General features: G+C 61.5%; 20 protein-coding genes. All 20 read right to left on the bottom strand.

What is annotated here, in order from left to right; translation table 11 throughout:
* Nucleotides 1-18: 18 nt before the first annotated feature.
* The 20 genes from N7D90_RS22635 to N7D90_RS22540 all read right to left on the bottom strand — a co-directional run bounded on the left by N7D90_RS22635 (nt 19) and on the right by N7D90_RS22540 (nt 18207).
* A complete protein-coding gene (locus N7D90_RS22635; protein ID WP_261740061.1) occupies nt 19-1245 on the bottom strand; it encodes a beta-ketoacyl-ACP synthase in 1227 nt (408 codons plus the stop codon).
* Nucleotides 1245-1973, bottom strand: coding sequence for a 3-oxoacyl-ACP reductase FabG (fabG, locus tag N7D90_RS22630; protein ID WP_261740060.1), 729 nt, complete (start codon nt 1971-1973; stop codon nt 1245-1247). Before fabG ends, N7D90_RS22635 begins: the two co-directional genes overlap by 1 nt.
* Nucleotides 1966-2433 carry a hotdog family protein gene (locus N7D90_RS22625; protein ID WP_261740059.1) on the bottom strand — a complete coding sequence of 156 codons (468 nt, stop codon included), beginning with the start codon at nt 2431-2433 and terminating at the stop codon, nt 1966-1968. The genes fabG and N7D90_RS22625 overlap by 8 nt, the downstream gene beginning before the upstream one ends.
* On the bottom strand, nt 2430-3617 hold the full coding sequence (locus N7D90_RS22620; RefSeq protein WP_261740058.1) for a beta-ketoacyl-[acyl-carrier-protein] synthase family protein: 1188 nt from the start codon (nt 3615-3617) through the stop codon (nt 2430-2432). The genes N7D90_RS22625 and N7D90_RS22620 overlap by 4 nt, the downstream gene beginning before the upstream one ends.
* Entirely contained in the window at nt 3614-4072 is a 459-nt protein-coding gene (locus tag N7D90_RS22615; RefSeq protein ID WP_261742513.1) for a hypothetical protein, read from the bottom strand. The genes N7D90_RS22620 and N7D90_RS22615 overlap by 4 nt, the downstream gene beginning before the upstream one ends.
* Before the next feature lie 128 nt (nt 4073-4200).
* Nucleotides 4201-4929, bottom strand: a complete 729-nt coding sequence (locus tag N7D90_RS22610; RefSeq protein ID WP_261740057.1) for a class I SAM-dependent methyltransferase — start codon at nt 4927-4929, stop codon at nt 4201-4203.
* The gene (locus N7D90_RS22605; protein ID WP_261740056.1) at nt 4926-6173 is read right to left on the bottom strand and encodes an NAD(P)/FAD-dependent oxidoreductase; all 1248 of its coding nucleotides are present in this window, start codon (nt 6171-6173) and stop codon (nt 4926-4928) included. The genes N7D90_RS22610 and N7D90_RS22605 overlap by 4 nt, the downstream gene beginning before the upstream one ends.
* Nucleotides 6164-7324 carry a sodium:proton antiporter gene (locus N7D90_RS22600; RefSeq protein ID WP_261740055.1) on the bottom strand — a complete coding sequence of 387 codons (1161 nt, stop codon included), beginning with the start codon at nt 7322-7324 and terminating at the stop codon, nt 6164-6166. The genes N7D90_RS22605 and N7D90_RS22600 overlap by 10 nt, the downstream gene beginning before the upstream one ends.
* Nucleotides 7321-9633 carry an MMPL family transporter gene (locus N7D90_RS22595; protein WP_261740054.1) on the bottom strand — a complete coding sequence of 771 codons (2313 nt, stop codon included), beginning with the start codon at nt 9631-9633 and terminating at the stop codon, nt 7321-7323. The genes N7D90_RS22600 and N7D90_RS22595 overlap by 4 nt, the downstream gene beginning before the upstream one ends.
* Nucleotides 9623-10330 (bottom strand): outer membrane lipoprotein carrier protein LolA, encoded by a 708-nt coding sequence (locus N7D90_RS22590; protein WP_261740053.1) that lies wholly within the window; start codon nt 10328-10330, stop codon nt 9623-9625. The genes N7D90_RS22595 and N7D90_RS22590 overlap by 11 nt, the downstream gene beginning before the upstream one ends.
* Entirely contained in the window at nt 10327-10752 is a 426-nt protein-coding gene (locus tag N7D90_RS22585; protein ID WP_261740052.1) for an acyl-CoA thioesterase, read from the bottom strand. The genes N7D90_RS22590 and N7D90_RS22585 overlap by 4 nt, the downstream gene beginning before the upstream one ends.
* Nucleotides 10745-12289 carry a histidine ammonia-lyase gene (gene hutH / locus N7D90_RS22580; RefSeq protein ID WP_261740051.1) on the bottom strand — a complete coding sequence of 515 codons (1545 nt, stop codon included), beginning with the start codon at nt 12287-12289 and terminating at the stop codon, nt 10745-10747. The genes N7D90_RS22585 and hutH overlap by 8 nt, the downstream gene beginning before the upstream one ends.
* Complete coding sequence (locus tag N7D90_RS22575; protein WP_261740050.1) at nt 12270-13208, bottom strand: glycosyl transferase; 939 nt, start codon at nt 13206-13208, stop codon at nt 12270-12272. Before N7D90_RS22575 ends, hutH begins: the two co-directional genes overlap by 20 nt.
* Nucleotides 13205-13939 (bottom strand): glycosyltransferase family 2 protein, encoded by a 735-nt coding sequence (locus N7D90_RS22570; RefSeq protein WP_261740049.1) that lies wholly within the window; start codon nt 13937-13939, stop codon nt 13205-13207. Before N7D90_RS22570 ends, N7D90_RS22575 begins: the two co-directional genes overlap by 4 nt.
* Nucleotides 13932-15602, bottom strand: a complete 1671-nt coding sequence (locus N7D90_RS22565; RefSeq protein WP_261740048.1) for an acyl-CoA synthetase family protein — start codon at nt 15600-15602, stop codon at nt 13932-13934. Before N7D90_RS22565 ends, N7D90_RS22570 begins: the two co-directional genes overlap by 8 nt.
* Entirely contained in the window at nt 15599-16144 is a 546-nt protein-coding gene (locus N7D90_RS22560) for a hypothetical protein (protein ID WP_261740047.1), read from the bottom strand. The genes N7D90_RS22565 and N7D90_RS22560 overlap by 4 nt, the downstream gene beginning before the upstream one ends.
* On the bottom strand, nt 16141-16395 hold the full coding sequence (locus N7D90_RS22555) for an acyl carrier protein (RefSeq protein ID WP_133076715.1): 255 nt from the start codon (nt 16393-16395) through the stop codon (nt 16141-16143). The genes N7D90_RS22560 and N7D90_RS22555 overlap by 4 nt, the downstream gene beginning before the upstream one ends.
* Before the next feature lie 9 nt (nt 16396-16404).
* Nucleotides 16405-16665: a phosphopantetheine-binding protein gene (locus N7D90_RS22550; protein ID WP_261740046.1), complete on the bottom strand. Its 261-nt coding sequence runs from the start codon at nt 16663-16665 to the stop codon at nt 16405-16407.
* On the bottom strand, nt 16640-17449 hold the full coding sequence (locus tag N7D90_RS22545) for a lysophospholipid acyltransferase family protein (protein ID WP_261742512.1): 810 nt from the start codon (nt 17447-17449) through the stop codon (nt 16640-16642). Before N7D90_RS22545 ends, N7D90_RS22550 begins: the two co-directional genes overlap by 26 nt.
* On the bottom strand, nt 17425-18207 hold the full coding sequence (locus tag N7D90_RS22540; protein WP_261740045.1) for a beta-ketoacyl synthase chain length factor: 783 nt from the start codon (nt 18205-18207) through the stop codon (nt 17425-17427). Before N7D90_RS22540 ends, N7D90_RS22545 begins: the two co-directional genes overlap by 25 nt.
* Nucleotides 18208-18285: the final 78 nt, after the last annotated feature.

The following is an 18285-nucleotide window of genomic DNA, read 5'->3' as shown; positions in this document are numbered from 1 at the left end:
GGTGGGATCCTGGAAGTGTTACGACCAGCGACGGAAGATCAACGATGTGTTGACCCCGCCGAAGGCAAAGTTGTTGTTCATCACGTAATCGTTGTGCATCACGCGAAACGCGTCACGCAGGTAATCCAGCTCGCCGCAACGCGGGTCGATTTCATCCAGATTGTGCGTGGGTACATAACGGTCGCGGTTCATCATCTCGATGCTGAACCACGATTCCAGCGCGCCACAGGCGCCCAGGGTGTGGCCCAGAAAGCTCTTCTGCGAGCTGATGGGCATGTGTTTGCCAAACAGCTCGCTGGTGGCCAGGGTTTCGGCAATGTCGCCCTGTTCGGTAGCGGTGCCATGGCCATTCACATAGCCGATGGCCTGGGCGTTGATCCCCGCGTCCTCCAGCGCCAGTTCCATCGCCCGGCGCATGGTGCTGACTTCCGGGCGGGTGGTGTGCTGGCCGTCGGCATTGCTGCCGAAACCGACAATTTCCGCGTGGATATGGGCGCCGCGGGCCAGTGCGTGTTCCAGTTCTTCAAGTACCAGCATGCCGCCGCCTTCACCGATCACCAGGCCGTCGCGGCCGCTGTCGTAGGGGCGCGGGCTGGTGTGGGGTGCGTCGTTTTTCAGGCTGGTGGCGTACAGCGCATCGAACACCATCGCTTCGGTAGGGCACAGCTCTTCTGCACCACCGGCCAGCATAAGAGGCAAGCGTCCGAACTTGATGGCCTCGTAGGCATAGCCGATGCCCTGGCTACCGCTGGTGCAGGCGCTGGAGGTCGGAATCAAACGCCCGGTCAGGCCAAAAAATATGCTGATATTGGCCGCTGTGGTGTGCGGCATCATGCGCACATAACTATTGGCGTTGAGGCCGTCTGCAACCGAGTTGAGCAGCATGTTACCGAAGGCCTTGATATCTTCGGTGCTGCCCGTGGACGAGCCGCAGGCCACGCCCATGCGGCCGTCGCGAATGATCGGGTTGCCCAGCAGACCGGCGTCTTGCAAGGCCAGTTCCGCTGCGCCCACGGCCATGCGCGAGACGCGGCCCATGCTGCGCAGTTGCTTGCGGGTCCAGTGTGCGGGCACTGCAAAATCATCAACCGGTCCGGCCAGCCGGGTGTTGAGTTCGGTGAAGCGATCCCACTCGTCCATGCGCCGGATGCCGCTGCGCCCAGCCACGAAGTTGGCCTCGATACTGGCCCAGTCACTGCCCAGCGAGGTGATACCGGCCATGCCGGTGACGACAACGCGCTTCATCAGCACAGGCCTCCATTGACGGCCAGCACCTGACGCGTGATGTAACCCGCTTCGGCCGACATCAAAAAGTTAACCGCCCCGGCGACTTCCTCCGGGGTGCCCATGCGTTGGGCTGGAATCATTTTCATCAGTTCTTCTACCGGTACGTTTTCGTCGAGCATGGCGGTGTCGATCAGACCGGGTGCCACGCAGTTGACGGTGATTTTGCGTTTGCCCAGCTCGATGGCCAGGGCCTTGGCGGCACCGATTAAACCGGCTTTGGAGGCGCTGTAGTTGACCTGCCCGCGATTACCGATCAGCCCCGATACCGAGGTGATGCACACAATGCGACCGGCAGCACGGCGACGGATCATCGGCATCATCACCGGGTGCAGGACGTTGTAGAAACCGTCGAGGTTGGTGCGCATCACCACGTCCCAATCGTCTTCGCTCAGGGCCGGGAACGCGCCGTCGCGGGTCAGCCCGGCGTTGAGCACTACACCGTAATAAGCGCCGTGGGTTTCAACATCGGCCTCCAGAATGGCTCTGCACTGGGCGCGATCCGATACATCGAATTGCAGCATGCGAGCGCTACGGCCCAAGGCCTGAACCTGGGCCATGACCGCGTCGGCTTCGCTGCGGCCACTACGGCAATGCAGCACCAGATCAAAACCGGCCTGTGCCAGACGCAAGGCAATGGCGCGGCCAATGCCACGGCTGGAACCTGTGACCAAAACGGACTCAGTCATGGCGGGTCTCCTGGGATACTTGAGCAAGATAGTTTTCGGCCTGAGGTGGGCGGAACACGTTCAGGCGGGCGCTGGCATGAATGCCGGCGCCGGTGAGGTGGCACTCGAACACGCCCATGCCGTTGTCGTCTTCCAGCGAGCGCAGCGCGTGGATATGCAGTTCGCTGCCCAACGGGAAGTGTTCGACATTGCATTCAAATTTACGCGTGCCGAGCAAGAAACCCAGCTCCACGGGACGGCCTTGCACGCGGGCGCGGCAACCGGCATACGCCGCCACGCTCTGGGCCATCAGCTCAATACCGACCCACGCGGGCAGGCTGGCGTCTTCACGGTTGAACAAACCGCCTGCACGCACAGTGAGGCGGGTTTGAATCTGTTCTTGATCAAACGCCAGCACCTGATCGATCAGGATCATGTCACCAGCGTGGGGCAGCAATTCGGCGAGCGGCCAATCAATCATGGGGCGTCTCCGATAATCAGGCTGACGTTATTGCCGCCGAAGGCAAACGAGTTGCTCATCAGGCAGCGTTGCGGGGTCGGGGCGAGGGTCTGGCCGGGGGTTACCCAGTTGAGCGCGGGCAGCGCCGGGTCGGGTTGGCCATCCCAGACGTGTGGCGCCAGGGCATCGCCGTGGTTCAGGCTGAGCCAGCAAAAGGCGGCTTCCAGTGCGCCTGCCGCACCCAGGGTGTGACCGGTCATGGGCTTGGTTGACGAGCATGGCACGCCTTCGGGGAAGACCAGGGCCACGGCGTGGCTTTCCATCGCGTCGTTGTGCTGGGTGGCAGTGCCATGCAGGTTCAGGTAGCCGATTTGCTTCGGCTGCACACCCGCACGGCTCAAGGCCTTGTGCATGGCTTGGGCGGCGCCGCGCCCGCTGGGTTCCGGGGCCGAAATGTGGTGGGCATCACTGCTGGCGCCCGCGCCGAGCAAGGCGATGCAGTGGCTGCTGGCGGGTTGCTTGCTCATCACGAACAGGACGGCCGCTTCGCCGATATTGATGCCGTGACGGTTCGCCGAAAACGGATTGCAGCGCTCATCGGACACCGCTTCGAGCGCAGAGAAGCCGTTGAGCGTCAACTTGCACAGCGTATCGACACCGCCGCATAGCACGACGTCGCACAGGTTCATGTCCAGCAGCCGCTGGGCGCTCATCAGGGCGCGGGCGCTGGAGGTGCAAGCGGTGGAAATCACGTAGGCCGGGCCGCTGATGTTCAGCCATTCGGCCAGGAATGTAGCCGGTGCGCTGAGCTCTTGTTGCTGATAGTCGTAATCAGCGGGGAATTGCTGATGTTGCAGATAGTGAGCAATGCCACGGCTGGCTTCATCGATACCTGAGGTGCTGGTGCCCAGTACGACGGCGATGCGCTCGCGGCCGAAGGTCTGAATCGCCTGTTCGATATCGCCTTGAATCTGTAATGCGGCTTCGAGCAACAACTGGTTATTGCGGCTGCTGTGTTGGGTGAGCGTGGCCGGGATTGCTACCAGATCACCGCTTACCGCACCCATGGTCAGTGCGCGCTCGGGCACCCAGCCGCTTTGCTGCTGCATGCCCGAGCAGTCACCGGCAAACAGCTTGCGGGCAACTTCTTGCGAGCCACGGCCCAGCGCACAGACCACGCCAAGGGCATTGAGGTAAGCAGTCATGGGGCGGCCTCCAGCGGGCTGACCGTGTAATGCAGATTGTTTTTCATATCGATGCGAAACACCTGGGGTTGCAGGTAGTGCACTTGCCAGCGTTGTTCCATAAATCGCAGATCAGACGCAGTTTTTGCCTGTGGATAATTATTCGTCAATTCAGCCCCAGGGGTTAGCGCAAACAATAGTGCGGCGAACAGCTCGCGGGCCTCGGGGTTGGGCGGCAACAGACCGTTGGCGTGCCAGTTGGCGCCTTGCAGCAACTGACGTGCCAGTGGAATCCCCAGCGGGTCCATCAATGACCAGCGCAACCCGGCACTCTCCTGCTGGATCACCAGCAACCAGTCCTGACGCTGATCGGCCTGTTCGCGCTGGATATGCAACTGCATGGGCAAGGCCAGGGTTGGCGTGTGCTTGGGTAGCGGCAGGCTGGTGCAACCGCTGAGTAACAGGAGCAAGACTATCCACAGAGCGACGCCGATCCTTGTAGCCGCTGCCGCAGGCTGCGATAAGGGCCGAAGGGCCTTCAAAAAAACGGGCCTGCTTCGCACGCCATCGCAGCCTGTGGCAGCGGCTATAGAGATCGCATTCATCATGGTTTAGTGCCTTGCTGGGGCTTGCGCGCTACCACATTAACCAAGGTTTCTTCCCGTTGCCCTACCGGTTTTGGCTTAAGCAAGCCCAAACGCTCGAGCAGGCCGAAATCCTTGGAGCGGCTCCACCACAGGTACGGGTACGAGACGTTCCGCGCTTCAAATTCGAAGCCCTGGTCACGGATCATTTCCAGGTATTGCTCCGCGCTTTTCTGCACGTGCATGGGGTGGCGGAACAGCCAGCGAATCACCCACGTGTCGATATAGGCCTCGGTGGACTCGGCAAACAGCAGGTAACCACCGGGCTTGAGTACTCGGTGAAACTCGGCCAGCGCCCGGTCCTGCTGCACCAAATGGTGAAAGGTCTGGTGGCAGAACAGGATGTCGACGCTTGCGTCCGGTATATCAAGTTCGGCGCAATCGCTGCCGATCAGCTCGATGTCTATGCCCTGACGCTTGGCTTCTTCGCCGCTCAGTTGCAGGCTCAGCGGATCGGCATCCAGCCCAATCAAACGCTTGGGGGCGAAGGTTTTGTGCAGGTACTGGAACGATTTGCCCTGGCCGCAACCGGCATCCAGAATCACTGGCGCCGATGGCAGCGGGTCGCTGAACAAGCTGCGCAGGTCATTGATCGCCACCCGCAGCACATGGTGCTGCCAGGTGTGACTACGCAAAAACCAGAACCCCAGGCGGGTTTCTTCTACGTAGGTATCGCTCAAAGGTTTCATGCGGACTCCGTGGCGCAGATGTCCGACAGCATGCGCAAACGGCGCTTGGGTTCGCTGACAAACGGGTTGTTTTCATCCCAGGCATAGCCCGCCAGAATCGAGCTGATCATGCGGCGAATGTGTGGCGAGCTGTCAGGGTGGTAGATCACGTCCTGGAAGGTGCCGGCGTACCAGCCTTCGACGTAGCAGCGGAAAGTATCGACCCCGCGCTTGAGCGGCTCGGCAAACTCGGTTTGCCAGTCTACGGCTTCACCTTGCAACTGACGGTGCAGCACGCCAGCGGCCATGCTGGCCGAGCGCATGGCGATGGTCACGCCTGAGGAGAACACCGGGTCGAGGAACTCGGCAGCATTGCCCAACAGCGCAAAGCCCGGCCCGTGCAGGGTTTTGACATTGGCCGAGTAGCCGCCGATGGTGCGCGCCGGGGTGTCCCACACGGCCTTGGCCAGCACCCGTTGCAGGCTTGGGGTTTCGTCGATAAAGCTGCGCAGGCACTCGTCGAGGTTTTCGCTGCGGCCCTCAAAATGCTCCGCCGCCGCGACCACGCCCACCGAGCAGCGGCCATTGCTGAACGGGATGCTCCAGAACCAGATATCGCGCTGGGTCGGGTGGGTGGTAATTAGGATCTTGTTGCGATCAAAGCCTTCGCAATCAATACGGTCTTCAACGTGGGTAAATATCGCCTGACGCACCGGGAAGTTCGAAGGTGCCTCAAGGTCGAGTAAACGCGGGAGCACACGGCCATAACCGCTGGCGTCGAGGATAAAATCAGTTTCGACCTGATAGCGGCTGCCGTCTTCGCGCTCAACTTCCAACACCGGCTTGGCCCGCAAGACATCGGTGGCGATTACGGTCTCACCGTAGCGGATTTCAACCCCCTGCAAGGCGGCCTGATCGGCCAGCAGCTTATCGAAGTCGGCGCGTTGTACTTGAAAGGTGGTGGGTTTGCCGTTGCTGAACGTGTCACCAAAATCGAAGGCGCTGTACTGCTCGCCCCAAGCAAAAGCGGCGCCGTTTTTCAGCTGAAAACCAGCGGCTTGCACGGCTTCCAGCATGCCTGCTTCTTCGATGAAATCGAGGCAGTGCGACAACAGGCTCTCGCCGATGGAAAAACGCGGGAAGTGCTGGCGCTCGATGATCAACACATCGTGACCCTTGCGTTTGAGCAAGGCCGAGGCGATGGCGCCAGACGGCCCGGCACCAATCACCACAACCTGACGACGTTCCATTTCCATTACTGACACAGAGGCTCCTTGCCGGGGATTACAGCCGACTTCAAAAGGGGTTTATTCATGCCCGCCAGCGCCGGTAACAGCGTGGCGATCAGGCCCATCAGCATCAGTGCGAAGTACAGCGCCGGGCTGATGAGCTGTTGTTGCAGCAGCAGGTTGAGGAACACTATTTCACTCAACCCGCGAATATTCAGTAACAGGCTTTCACGCCATTTGCTGGCCCCTGCAAAGGACGGCGTGGCCCAGCTCAACCCGAGCCAGTTACCCAGCAGTTTGCTGGCCATCGGCAACAGCAACAGCGCGGCCATCTGCAGCACGCTGATCTCGCTCAGGGCACTGTGCACATCGATCTGCACTATGCCGAACGTGAGGATCAGCGGCACCGCAAGGTGGGTTTGCAGGCGTTCCAGCCATAGGGCTTTTAACGGCATCACCAAGGGCATCTTGAGCCAGGCCATGCAGATCAGGTAGCCAACGCCGAAAATCAGCGCGTTAAGGCGGTAATGTTCGGCCACCACCAGCAAGGCGAAAAAGCTTAGGCTGTAGCACAGCGGCTGGCGAATGCGCAGGGTTCGCAGAAGCAGCGGCAGCAAGGCCCCGGCAATGGGCAGCAGCAAACTGTTGAAGTCGAGGCTGCCCTGGGCCAGCCCAAACAGGCTCCAGCACGTCAGGTCGATCAGGATCGCGCTTTGCACCAAGCGGCGGGTGGCGGCAGGCGGGTAGTCAATGTGGCGCAAGTACAAGTACAACACCGGGATTGCGGTGATGGCAAAGACCAGGCCCACGGCCAGTGAGCTTAACCAAGGTTGTTCCGGCAGCAACCACACGGCGCAGGCCAGCCCGCAGGCGAAGGGTACGACAAAGCTGGGCAGGGCGATTTTCACGCTTTGACGATCAATGCGCAGATCGATCACGTCGCTCAAGATGGTGCCGAGCAACAGGGCGAAACTCAGGCTGTAGAAACTTTTAAGCCACACTGGCGTGACCAGTTGCGCGCCGCTGAGCTGCCAGTGCGGTTCGATCCAGAACAGCATCAGCAGCGGCAAGCCGATGGACGCCAGCAGCAACTGGCTGACAATCGGGATCACGCCAAAGTGACGGCCCACCCGGGTCGCCACGGCAAACAGGGCCAGGGCGAACAACCAGAATACGATGGTCATCATTGGCTGTGCTCCTGCTTGCCCGCCCAAGGCGCGAGGATAAAACTGAACGCCAACCCAAGACTGACCGACAGGCCGAAGTTGCTGACCGCAGGCGTGCTCGACACCGCCAGCAGGCCGAACGAAAGCCAGGTAGTCAGCGCCGCCAGCAGGGTGCCGAGCAGGCTCACGGCGGCACCGCCGATCTGCTCGCGCATCAGGATCGCGTAGTCGACACTGATCGCTGTCACCAGCAGCAGGCCAAACAGGCTGAACAGCGTCAGCGGCTGGCCCAACCAACCGAGGCTGGCAAGGCTGCACAGAGCGGCCAGCAGGGGCAGAGCGACGATGCGCAGCGCCCCGCCAACACCGAACGGCGCGACCAACAACAATACGATCAAGGCGCAGGACAGCAGCTTCAATTCGGCGGCGCTGATTTGCGTGGCGGCGAACACCTTGTTCAAATCGCCCAAGCGGTCGACCAGTTGTACGCCTGGCAGGTTTTGCGCCTGCTCGCGCAGCAGGCTGGCATTGCTCAAGCCTTGCAGGCTGACCATTGCCGCGACGCCTGCATCATTTTTACCCAGCCAGAGTGCACGCCAAGGCTCGGCCAACGGCCCTTTCAGCGCGTCATCGATATGTTGTTCGGGCAACGCCTGCAATTGCACCAGCTCGTTTTTCAGTGCGGCCTCGGGTACACCCAGCTCCAGCAGCGGTTGCCAGTGTTGCGCCAGTTGGGTCAGCGCATCGCGCAGTCGTTGTTGCTCGCTGGGCAGGCTGACCAACTGGTTCAGCGCCAGGTAACCTTGCAATTTGCCGGTGTGCACCAACTGATCCAGACGCTCACCAAGGGCGGCTTGGCGCTCCAGCAATTGCTGTTCGTTGTCGGCGCGCACCAGGAAGAACTGGCTGGTGGGCTGATAGCCGGTAATCCGTGCAATGGCCTGTGCCTCGGCGAGCAATTGCGGCGGGGCGCCGACCCATTGGCGGATATCGTTCTTGCTGGTCAGTTGCCACAAACCAGCTGCGCAAAACGCCAGCAGCAGAGCCAGCAAAGCAGGGGTTGGGATGCGTTCGAGCAAGGCTTCGCGCACGTTGAGCAACCATTGCGCAATACGCAGCGGCCATTGCGCAGGGCGCAGTTCCACGCCTTTGAGCAACGCGGGCAGCAGGCACACGGCGCTCAGATACGCACCGACCAAACCGGCAGCGGAGAAAATGGCGATTTGGGTCAACGCCGGAAACGGGGTAAAGGCCAGGGCCAGATAGCCGATGCAACTGGTGGCCAGGCTCAGGCTCAGGCCGGGCAAGGTCAGGCGCAGGGCGGGCCAACTGCGCCAGGGTTTCAGGCTCCAGCTCTTGGACAGGTAATGCAGCGGGTAATCCACCGCCACACCGATCAGGCTGGAGCCCAGCACCAGCGTCATCACATGCATGCTGCCAAAGAACGCGACGCAGGCCACGGCACCAAACAGCATGCCGACCAACACGGGTACAAACGCCAGCAGCACCCGCCAGCGCCGAAACGCCAGCAGCAACAGCAGCAGGATTCCCGCTGTGGCCCCGCCGCCGACCCAGGTGATTTCACGGGTGGCCTGCTGTTGCCCGCTGGCCGCGTAGAGCAAACCGCTGGCTGCGAGCAATTGCACATTGTCGGGTGCGACTTGCGCACGGCTGTGCTCAAGCAGTTCGGCAACCCGCAGCGGCAGCTTCATATCGAAGGCATTGCCTTGGGTGCGGGCGCGCAGCAGCACCCAGCTTTTGCCGTCGGCATCGGCGATCAGGGCGCCGCTGCCAATATCGAGTTGCACAGCGCCGCGTTGCGGCTGGCTGTTCTGGATGCGTCCGGTCAGGCCCAGCCAGTCATCCTGGCTGGGCACCAGGCTGAAGCCGGTGAAGGGGTCGAACAGCGCCTGTACGCGCTCTTGGACAAAAGCGTCGGGGTGCTCAATCAGTTGCGTGCGGTCGGCTGCAGAGAGCATCGCCAGCCGCCCGCGCAGCAGTTGTTCGCGCAGGCCCGCAAGGTCGGCCTGCAGGTTCCACTGCACCTTCTCGAACAGGCCGCTGGCTTGCCACTGCTGGCCCAATTGCTCAGCTGCAGCGATGGCTTGCTGACGATCGGTACTGCCCACCAGCACCAGCATTTCGCGGTTCAGGGGTTCTTGCATGCGCTGTTCGGCGCTTAGCTCCAGTGCGTCGGGCGAATCCCCGGGCACCAGTTCCATCAGGTTGGCCGACAGCGGTGCACCGTGACGCCATTGCCACCCGGCGAGCGCGAGCACAGCCAGCAGCAGGATCAAAAAGCCACGGGGCAACCAGTGTTCACTGCGCAAAATCGTGCTGCTCCGCGCTACTCAAGGGTTGGTTGCTGACGCTGTTTTGCATCTTCAGCAGGGTGCTGTCGCCCTGGGTTTCTTGCAGCTCGATGCGTTGCACCAGTTCGCCGCCGTCAATGTTGATCTGCTTGAACACTTGCTTGAGCAGCAGCGAGCGCGGAGTCAGGGTGAGCTTCCAGTGCTCGGGTTCGCCTTGCAGTTGCAGGCCAAAATCGCGCTGCAGGCCGCTGCTGTCGCCTTGCAGCACAGCCAGAAACAAACGGTTCTGTTCGGCCCCGGCGCTTTTGCCGGGGAGCATTTGCCAGCTCGTACCGTTGCGCCGGGCGATGCCAAGGGCGGTGATGCGGTAATCCTGTTGCAGCGGGGTTTTCAGTTGCCAGAGCAGACCGTGGTCCTTGGCCAGCACAAAGGTGCCGGTGCTGGTCAGCGGCCTGGGCAGGGCGCGCAGGTGTTTTTCCTGGATGAAGTCGCCGTGAATGACCTGAGGTTTGGCCAGTTGCTCGCTCAGTTGTTGCAGGTCGAAGGCGTGAGCGAACGGGGTGACGCCGAGCAAAACCAACAACACGGCCCCCCTGTAGCCGCTGCCGCAGGCGGCGATAAGGGCCGAAGGACCTTCGGTTTTGAAGAAGCGCGATCCCTTCGGGCTCGATCGCAGCCTGCGGCAGCGGCTACTGAGATTATTAAACACACTCATGCCAGCACCCTGGCCACAGCTTCGGTAAAGCACCTTGGCGACGCCAACTGCATTTCCTTGCTGGCGATCTCAACCGCCACCTGCACCGTCACGGCCCGGGTCAGCCGTTCGCCCGTGATCAGATCAGTAATCAGATAGTTGATTTTCAGGCGGTTCTCCCACTCCACCAGGCTGGCGCGCACGTTGATACGCTGGCCAAACGTCGCACCGCGTACATAACGCAGTTGCATGTCGATTACCGGCCACGCGTAGCCCGCATCGAGCATCTGCGTGTAGTTGTGGCCGATATGGTCGAGCAGCGCGCAACGCGCTACTTCGAGGTATTTGACGTAATGGCCGTGCCACACCACGTGCATGGTGTCGATGTCGAAAAACGGCACCACTACTTCGGTATCAACGTGCAAAACGCCTTTGCTACGCATGCAGCCTCCAGTGTTGTTGGGCGATCCGGCTCAGGCACAACCGCAACTCGGCTTCCAGGGCACGGTCTTCGATCACTGGCGCAAAGTCCTTGGCCAGTTCGGCGTGCATCTGCGCCAGTGCGGGCGGCAACGGGCGGGCGTCTTCGGCGCGGCTGCGCAACCACACACCCTGGTTGGCCGCCAGCAAGGTGGCAGCGGCGACCTGTTCGGTCAGTTCCAGCACGCGGATTGCATCGCGGGCAGCGATGGTGCCCATGCTCACTTTGTCCTGGTTGTGGCACTCGGTGGAGCGCGAAAACACGCTGGCCGGCATGGTGTTTTTCAACGCCTCGGCGGTCCAGGCGCTGGTGCCGATCTGCACCGCTTTAAAACCGTGATTGAGCATCGCCCGCTCAGCGGTAGCGCCCGACAGGTTGCTCGGCAAGCCGTGGTTGTAACGCACGTCCACCAGTAGCGCGAGCTGGCGGTCGAGCAGGTCGGCGACGTTGGCTACCAAGGTCTTGAGGCTGTCCATGGCAAAGGCGATATGCCCGCCGTAGAAGTGCCCGCCGTGGAGCACGCGTTCTTCTTCGGCGTCGATGATCGGATTGTCGTTGGCGCTGTTGAGTTCAATCTCGATAAACGAACGCAGCCAGTTCAGGCTGTCAGCCAGCACGCCGAGCACATGAGGCGCGCAGCGCAGCGAGTAGCGATCTTGCAGGCGATGCAAGGGCGCGGTCGGGGCGTCGATGGCCAGGTCCTGGCGAATCCACGCGGCTACCTGCATTTGCCCCGGATGCGGTTTGGCGGCGAACAGGCGTTCGTCGAAGTGCTCGGGGTTGCCTTGCAGTGCCACCACATTGAGGGCGGTGATGCGGGTGGCAAGTTTGAGCAGGTAGTCGGCGCGGGCATAGGCCAGGCACGCGAGGCCGGTCATCACGGCGGTGCCGTTCATAAGCGCCAGCGCTTCCTTGGGCCGCAATACCAGCGGGGTCCAGCCCAGTTCGCGGTGTACGTCGAGCGAAAAACGGCGCTCGCCCTTGAACAGTACTTCGCGCTCACCGGACAGGGTCGCTGCTACATAGGACAGCGGCGTCAGGTCGCCGCTGGCGCCGACCGAGCCTTCTTCGGGGATCAGCGGCAGGATGTCGTGGGCGATAAAAGCTTGCAGACGCTCCAGCAGCTCGATGCGCACCCCGGACACGCCGTGGCACAGCGACTGCAAGCGGGCAGCGAGTACAGCCCGGGTGGCCTGGGCATCCAGCAGTTTGCCCAGCCCGCAACCGTGAAAGGTGTAGAGGTGGCGCGGCAGGGCTTCGACGTGCTCCAGCGGCACCGCGACCACGCACGAGTCGCCGTAGCCGGTGGTCACGCCGTAGATCACGCCTTCCTTGTCCAGCAGCGAGTCGAGAAAACGGGCGCCCTTGGCGATACGTTCGCGGTACTCGGCGTCGTCTTGCAGTCGGGTCGGCGCTTGACGATTGGCCAAAGTCAGCACGTCTTCAATGCGCAATGGGGTTTGGCCGAAGGTTACTGGCTCATGCAGATGCGTCGTCATCGGTCTTCCAGAAAGGGTAAAAGTTAAACCATTGTTGCGGTGCCTGGAGGCAGTAATGCCCCAGTCGTTCGGCGTAGCGGGTGGCCCAATGGGCTATCACCTGCTCGCGGTCGCTGCGCCGCCAGAGTACGGCTTCGCAGAAGGGTTCGAGGGTGACTCGGTAGTGCCCTTCATGCTTGAGGCAAAACATCAGGTTGACCGGGCACTTGAGCAGCCCGGCCAGCAACCACGGCCCTTGCGGGAATGGCGCGGGGTGACCGAGGAAATCCACCAGCACATTGCGCCCGCCATGCAGCGGCACACGGTCACCGGCTATCGCCAGCCATTCGCCGTTTTCAAGGCGCTGATTGAGTTGCAGCATCACGGCCGGGTTGAGTTCGCTGACCTGAATCAGCCGCAAATGGCTGGCCCCGGCTTCACCCAGCAGGCGATTGAATTGTTCGGCGTGCTTGGTGTGAACCAGCACGTTCATGGTCACCTGTTCGCCCAGCTCTGCCAGCGCCCGGCACACTTCGAGGTTACCCAGGTGTGCGCCCACCAGCATCTGCCCGCGTTCCCCGCGCAACTGATTGCGCAGCAGGGCGGGGTCGACGATTTCAATGTCTTCGATCTTGAGGCGGCCGTTCCACACATCGAGCTTGTCGAGCAGGGCATCGGCAAAGGCCATGAACTGTCCGAACACGCGCCAGCGGGAGGGGCGCAATTGGCTTTGCCCGCTCCAGTCGGCCAGCCGTTGCTGGTATTGCCAGATGCTGCGCCGGGCGCGGCCACCGAACAAAAAGAAGTACAACACGATGGCGTAAAGCACCGGGCTGAGCAGGCGTCGGCCCAGCAGTTTGACGCCGAAGGCGGTGAGCTTCATCAGCCGGAAACTGCCGCGCTCCTTATGGTCAGCCCAATGCTGTGGAGGCTCGCTCATGTTCGCCAGCGCCTCCACAGGATGCTCGGCAAGCGCAGCAACATGCCGAAAAACAGCTTGGTGTGCATACCGGAAATCAGCGCGTTGTCGTGGAACAGACGAAAGTGCGAGAGGCCGTCCTGTGGGTAATGAACCTTGGTTGGCAGCCAGCGCATGGGCTGGTTGCGCCAGGCTAAACGCACCAGGATTTCGGGGTCGAAGTCCATACGTTTGCCCAGCTTGACCGAGTTGATCAACGCCAGTGTCGGCCTCAGCGGGTAGACCCGGAAGCCGCACATCGAATCGGGAATTTGCAGTGACAGGCTGTTGATCCAGACCCAAACGTGGGTCAGGTAGCGCGCATACAAACGGCCCTTGGGCACGCTGGCGTCGTACTGTGGGTAACCGCAGATCAGGGCTTCTGGGTTTAGTTGTGAGACTTGCATGAACGTCGCGACATCACGCAGGTCGTGCTGGCCATCGGCGTCCACTTGCAGGGCGTGGGTGAAGCCCAGTTGTGAGGCTTCACGCAGACCGGCCATGACCGCGCCGCCCTTGCCTTGATTGACGGCGAGGCGGATGAGGAAAATGTTATCGCCCTGGGCAAGTTGTTCGAGCACCGCGCTGCATGCGGGGCTGCTGGCGTCGTCGACCAGCACACAAGGCAAACCAGCGGCGAGCAGGGCGTCGACCACGGCAGGCACGGCGGTTTCGTGGTTGTAGACGGGGATCACGGCGCAGGGGTTATGCATGAGCGGCCTCCAGCACGATGCGACCACTGGAGCAGGGCGCCGTGGCGTTGCGGTACGCGAAGTGCAGTTTGCTGCGTTCATGGTCAAAGCGCAGGGTCAGCTCAAGAACGTCGCCGGGGCGCACCAGTTGCTGGAACTTGAGCACTTCCATCCCGGCAAAACGCGGCGGCAGGTCGAGCAGTTGCTGACTCAGTGCCATTGCCCACTCCACTTGCACCACGCCCGGCAGCACCGGGGTTTTGGGGAAGTGGCCGCTAAAGTACGCCAGGTCCGGCGGGATCGACAGGCTAAGTATCCATTGGCCGTCATTTTCGATTTGGCTCAGCACTTCGGGCGTTTTCGGCCGGGGTGCCAGCAGTAACGCATCGACTTGGGTCTGTGGCAGCTTGCCCTGGCTGTTGAGCGGCAACTGGCGCAGCAAACGCCAGCGGCGCGGCAATGCCAGCGCTTCGCAGTGCTGGCTCAAGTGCTGGCGCAGGATTTGGGTCAGGGCGCGTCTGCCGTGTTCACGCAGCGCAAACAGGCCGCTGTCACTGAGCACCAGCAAGGCGCCCAGCGAGGCGCGGTTTTCATTGACTACGCCCAACCGGGCTTCGGCTACCCAGTCGTGGTTGACCAGCGCGTGCTCCAGCATTGGCAAGGAGATGCGTTTTTCTTCCAGCTTGACGATGCGGTCCAGGCGCCCGAGCAACTCGAAACGACCGTCGGCCTCGATGCGAGCGGCGTCAGCTGTATGTTCGATATGGCCCGTGGGCAAGTATGCCGAGGCGATGACTAGAGCGCCGTCTGCGCTCTGGCTCAGGTGTACATCGTCAAAGGGTTGCCACAGGTTTTGGCCCTGACGCCACGCGATACCGCCGGTTTCCGAGCTGCCAAGGATTTCGGTCGGCCACTGGCCCAGACGTTCGAACAACGTTTGCGCCGCTTCGGCAGGCAAGGCCCCACCGGACGAAAACACCCGGCGTACTGGGCTTAAAGCGGGCCAGTCGAGGTTGTCGGCCATACGTTTTAGCAAGGCGGGGCTGGCGACCCAAGCGAATGAACGGTGCTCGCGGCTGACGCGCTGCATGTCTTCGGGGAACGCCAGTTGCTTGCGCACAAAGGTGCGGCCCGCACACAGGGGCCACAACACGCGGAACAACAACCCATAAATGTGCTGCGCCGCGACGCTGGCGATGATGCACGCCTCGCCCAGATCAGCGCCCCACAGCTGTTCCAGCGCCAGAACTTCGTTGGCCATCTGGCGCAGGCTTTTGTCGATGCGCTTGGGTTCGCCGCTGGAGCCCGAAGTGCACAGACTGAGCTGGCACAGGTCCAGGTCCAGTTCGCCGCCAGGCAGCGCGTCGCCGTACAAGGCTTGCAACTCGTCGCTTTGGGTTATCCACAGGTCAACCCGGTCATCCCAGCGCTGACGGGTTTGCGCTTGCAGGTCGGCGGGTAGCAGCACGCTGACCCCGGCCCGCCAGGCACCGAGTAAAGCCACGGCCAGTTCGCCAGCGTCTTCAAGGTGTACGGCAATGTGTTGCACGCCGCGCTGTTGAAGGCCGCCCGCCAGGCGCAGGGCCTGTTCGCTGAGGGTAGCGTGGCTCAGCGTGGGGTTAACCGTGACTCGGCGCTCTGCGTGCCCCTTGAGCAATAGCTGCTCAAGATTTATCCAATTCATGCCCGGCCTCTTACCTTTTGTCGTATCAGCCATTCAATGGCAAACAGCAGTCCCATCAGCCCGTAGGCGATCAGACCGTTGTACAACGTCCACCAGCTCAACGGCGCCCACAGCGTCAGACCGGCTGCGACTAACCCGTTGAACATAAAAAACAGGCACCAGACCTTGGTTACCTGTCGCGTGTAATGAATGGCAATGTCGGGTAGCACCGGCTCGCGCAAACGCGCCAGGCGTTCGATCATCGGCGGCCCGAACTTCAGGCTCAGGCCGAACAGGCTGAGCATGAGTGTACTGATCAGTACCGGGTACCAGCGTAATAATGCGGGGCTGTTGAACAGCGCCAGCAAGGCGCAAAACACCAGTGCGACCGCCGCCATCCACACACCGCCGGGGCGCCGCTCGCCGGTCAGGGCGCGGGCCAACCACAGGCTGCCCAGCAGTAGCGCGAACTGCCACGGGGCGAAATGGGCCATGCCGAAATGCACCGCGAAGGGGTACAGCAGGCCAGCCAGCAGCAGGCCAAGGCCAATCAGTCGACTCATGCGTCTGCGTGAACCAGACGGTAAACCGCCTCGACCACGTCATTTACGGTTCGCACCGATTTGAATTCTTCAGCGGCAATTCGCTTGCCGGTTTTGCGCTTGATGTGATCGATCAGGTCTACGGCATCGATGCTGTCGATTTCCAGGTCCTGATACAGGTTGGCGTCCAGGGTGACGCGCTCGGGTTCAAGTTCAAAGAGTTCAACCAGAGCGTCGCGCAGGGTATTGAAAATGTCGTCACGGGTTTGCATGGTTCGGTCTCAGGCTGCCTGTTTGGCGGTGACAAAAGCCGCAAGGCTGGCCACGTTGGAAAAGTGATTGCGAGTGTCTTTGGCGTCGGCGTCTATTTTGATGCCGTAGGTTTTTTGAATCGCCAGGCCCAACTCCAGTGCGTCGACTGAATCCAGCCCCAGACCTTCGCCAAACAGGGTCTGTTCGTCGCCGATGTCGCTGATGCTGATGTCTTCGAGGCCCAGGGCATCGATGATCAGCTGTTTAATGTCGCTTTTCAGATCGCTCATCTGTGGCGAGCTCCTTAATAAAATAGTCATGCACGAAGTCATTGAGCAGGCGCGAGGCTTTGGGCGGTGGGCCAAGCGCAGTAAAGGTATTTGGATCTATATCGGCCCCGACCCGAAAACTGAAGTGCACCCGCCGATTGGGTATGCGGTACCAGGGCTCGGCCTTGGTCAGCGTGGTGGGGCTGACCTTGATCACCACCGGGGTGAGGATCTTCGCACCCCGCAACGCTATCGAGGCGGCGCCGCGATGAAAGGCCGGGGGCTGGCCCGGCAGCGTGCGTGTGCCTTCCGGGAAAATAATCAGGGTCTGGCCGTCACGTAACGCTCCCGCGGCGCTCTCGAGCATGTCGACGCTGCCATCATTGCTGATGTACTGCGTGGCACGCACGGGGCTTCGGGTGAACGGGTTTTGCCAAAGGCTTTGTTTGACCACGCAATTGGCGTTTTTCACCAGCCCGATCAAAAAAACCACATCGATAAGCGACGGGTGGTTGGCGATGATCATCTGACCCGGGCGCCCCAGTCGTTCGGCGCCTTGCACGTCATAGGTCAGCACGCCCATGCGGGCCATCGTGCGGATAAACAGCCAGAACAATCGGCTTACGGTTGCTCGCACGCGCTCGCGGTGACGAACGGCGTCTCCTGGCAGGCAACTGAGCACCGGGAAAATCACCAGGCGCAGGCACAGGCACCCCAGGCCGAACAGTGCAAAACTGATAGCTGTGGCGATCAGGCGCCAAATATAAGCATCGCGGCGGCTCACAGGCTGTGTTGCCAGTTCCAGACGCGGTTGTTCCAGACGTGTTGGAATGATGCCTGCCCATCGTGCAGGTGGCGTAACAGGTTCAGGGCATGGGGCCACGGGGCTTTTGCGCTGCCGGTGGCGGTGGCGGCGCTTGTGAGCGAAACCTGCCATTGCTTGCCCGGTGTCAGTAGCAAGCCGACGGCATAAGGGAAGGGTACATCATCGATCCAGCGCGCATAGGCTTGTGGCGGTTGTTCTTCTGTGATGATCAGCAGTACAGCGGGCGCGCCTTCATTCAACAGGGCGCAGGCCTCGATCAGGCCGTGTTCCAGGCCATCTCCGGCGGCGGCAAGTGCGGTCATCTCGCTGGTCTCGCCGCGCATGATCGACCACAGGCCAATCACCGCGTTATGCACCGAGAGGCTGAATTGTGTCGGAGACAAGGGCTGGTCGGCAGCCAGGTCGCTCAGGATGTCGAATGTGCGGGGGGTTTCACCGTGGCGCGAGGCAAAGACCAGCGGCAGGCCTTCATGGCCTTGTGCCAGTGGCCAGCCGACGCTGAACGCCATGCGCGCCATGCGGCTGAGCCGTCGGCGTTGCATCGCGGGTAAAAACGAGACGTCGGGTGCTGCGTCGCTGGCAGCGGGTACGCTGGGTTGCTGGCTCCAGGCTTGCCAATCGGCCACGCTGTCGAGGCCCGGAGCCCAGGCACGCCACGCGGCGATATTGAAATTGATCACTGGAGTTTCATCCCGCCCTTGCAGGCTTCCTTGATGCGAAAGTGGGCATCGATCCATGCCGCACCTAATACAGAATGACGACATTATCCCGGTGCAGTTGGCTGGTAGCAAATTTTGCTTACATTTCCAGTATGT

The sequence above is a fragment of the Pseudomonas fragi genome, from assembly GCF_025426255.1.
Taxonomy (GTDB): Bacteria; Pseudomonadota; Gammaproteobacteria; order Pseudomonadales; family Pseudomonadaceae; genus Aquipseudomonas; species Aquipseudomonas kulmbachensis.
This window is presented reverse-complemented; position numbering and strand designations above follow the sequence as displayed.

Bases quoted from the DNA above. Each gene is read 5' to 3' on its own strand.
- N7D90_RS22585 (WP_261740052.1), bottom strand. From the start codon at position 10,752: ATGCGTAGCAAAGGCGTTTTGCACGTTGATACCGAAGTAGTGGTGCCG.
- N7D90_RS22570 (WP_261740049.1), bottom strand. From the start codon at position 13,939: ATGCATAACCCCTGCGCCGTGATCCCCGTCTACAACCACGAAACCGCC.
- N7D90_RS22560 (WP_261740047.1), bottom strand. From the start codon at position 16,144: ATGAGTCGACTGATTGGCCTTGGCCTGCTGCTGGCTGGCCTGCTGTAC.
- N7D90_RS22600 (WP_261740055.1), bottom strand. From the start codon at position 7,324: ATGATGACCATCGTATTCTGGTTGTTCGCCCTGGCCCTGTTTGCCGTG.
- N7D90_RS22590 (WP_261740053.1), bottom strand. From the start codon at position 10,330: ATGAGTGTGTTTAATAATCTCAGTAGCCGCTGCCGCAGGCTGCGATCG.
- fabG (WP_261740060.1), bottom strand. From the start codon at position 1,973: ATGACTGAGTCCGTTTTGGTCACAGGTTCCAGCCGTGGCATTGGCCGC.
- N7D90_RS22575 (WP_261740050.1), bottom strand. From the start codon at position 13,208: ATGAGCGAGCCTCCACAGCATTGGGCTGACCATAAGGAGCGCGGCAGT.
- N7D90_RS22555 (WP_133076715.1), bottom strand. From the start codon at position 16,395: ATGCAAACCCGTGACGACATTTTCAATACCCTGCGCGACGCTCTGGTT.
- N7D90_RS22635 (WP_261740061.1), bottom strand. From the start codon at position 1,245: ATGAAGCGCGTTGTCGTCACCGGCATGGCCGGTATCACCTCGCTGGGC.
- N7D90_RS22550 (WP_261740046.1), bottom strand. From the start codon at position 16,665: ATGAGCGATCTGAAAAGCGACATTAAACAGCTGATCATCGATGCCCTG.
- N7D90_RS22620 (WP_261740058.1), bottom strand. From the start codon at position 3,617: ATGACTGCTTACCTCAATGCCCTTGGCGTGGTCTGTGCGCTGGGCCGT.
- N7D90_RS22625 (WP_261740059.1), bottom strand. From the start codon at position 2,433: ATGATTGATTGGCCGCTCGCCGAATTGCTGCCCCACGCTGGTGACATG.
- hutH (WP_261740051.1), bottom strand. From the start codon at position 12,289: ATGACGACGCATCTGCATGAGCCAGTAACCTTCGGCCAAACCCCATTG.
- N7D90_RS22540 (WP_261740045.1), bottom strand. From the start codon at position 18,207: ATGGATCGATGCCCACTTTCGCATCAAGGAAGCCTGCAAGGGCGGGAT.
- N7D90_RS22610 (WP_261740057.1), bottom strand. From the start codon at position 4,929: ATGAAACCTTTGAGCGATACCTACGTAGAAGAAACCCGCCTGGGGTTC.
- N7D90_RS22565 (WP_261740048.1), bottom strand. From the start codon at position 15,602: ATGAATTGGATAAATCTTGAGCAGCTATTGCTCAAGGGGCACGCAGAG.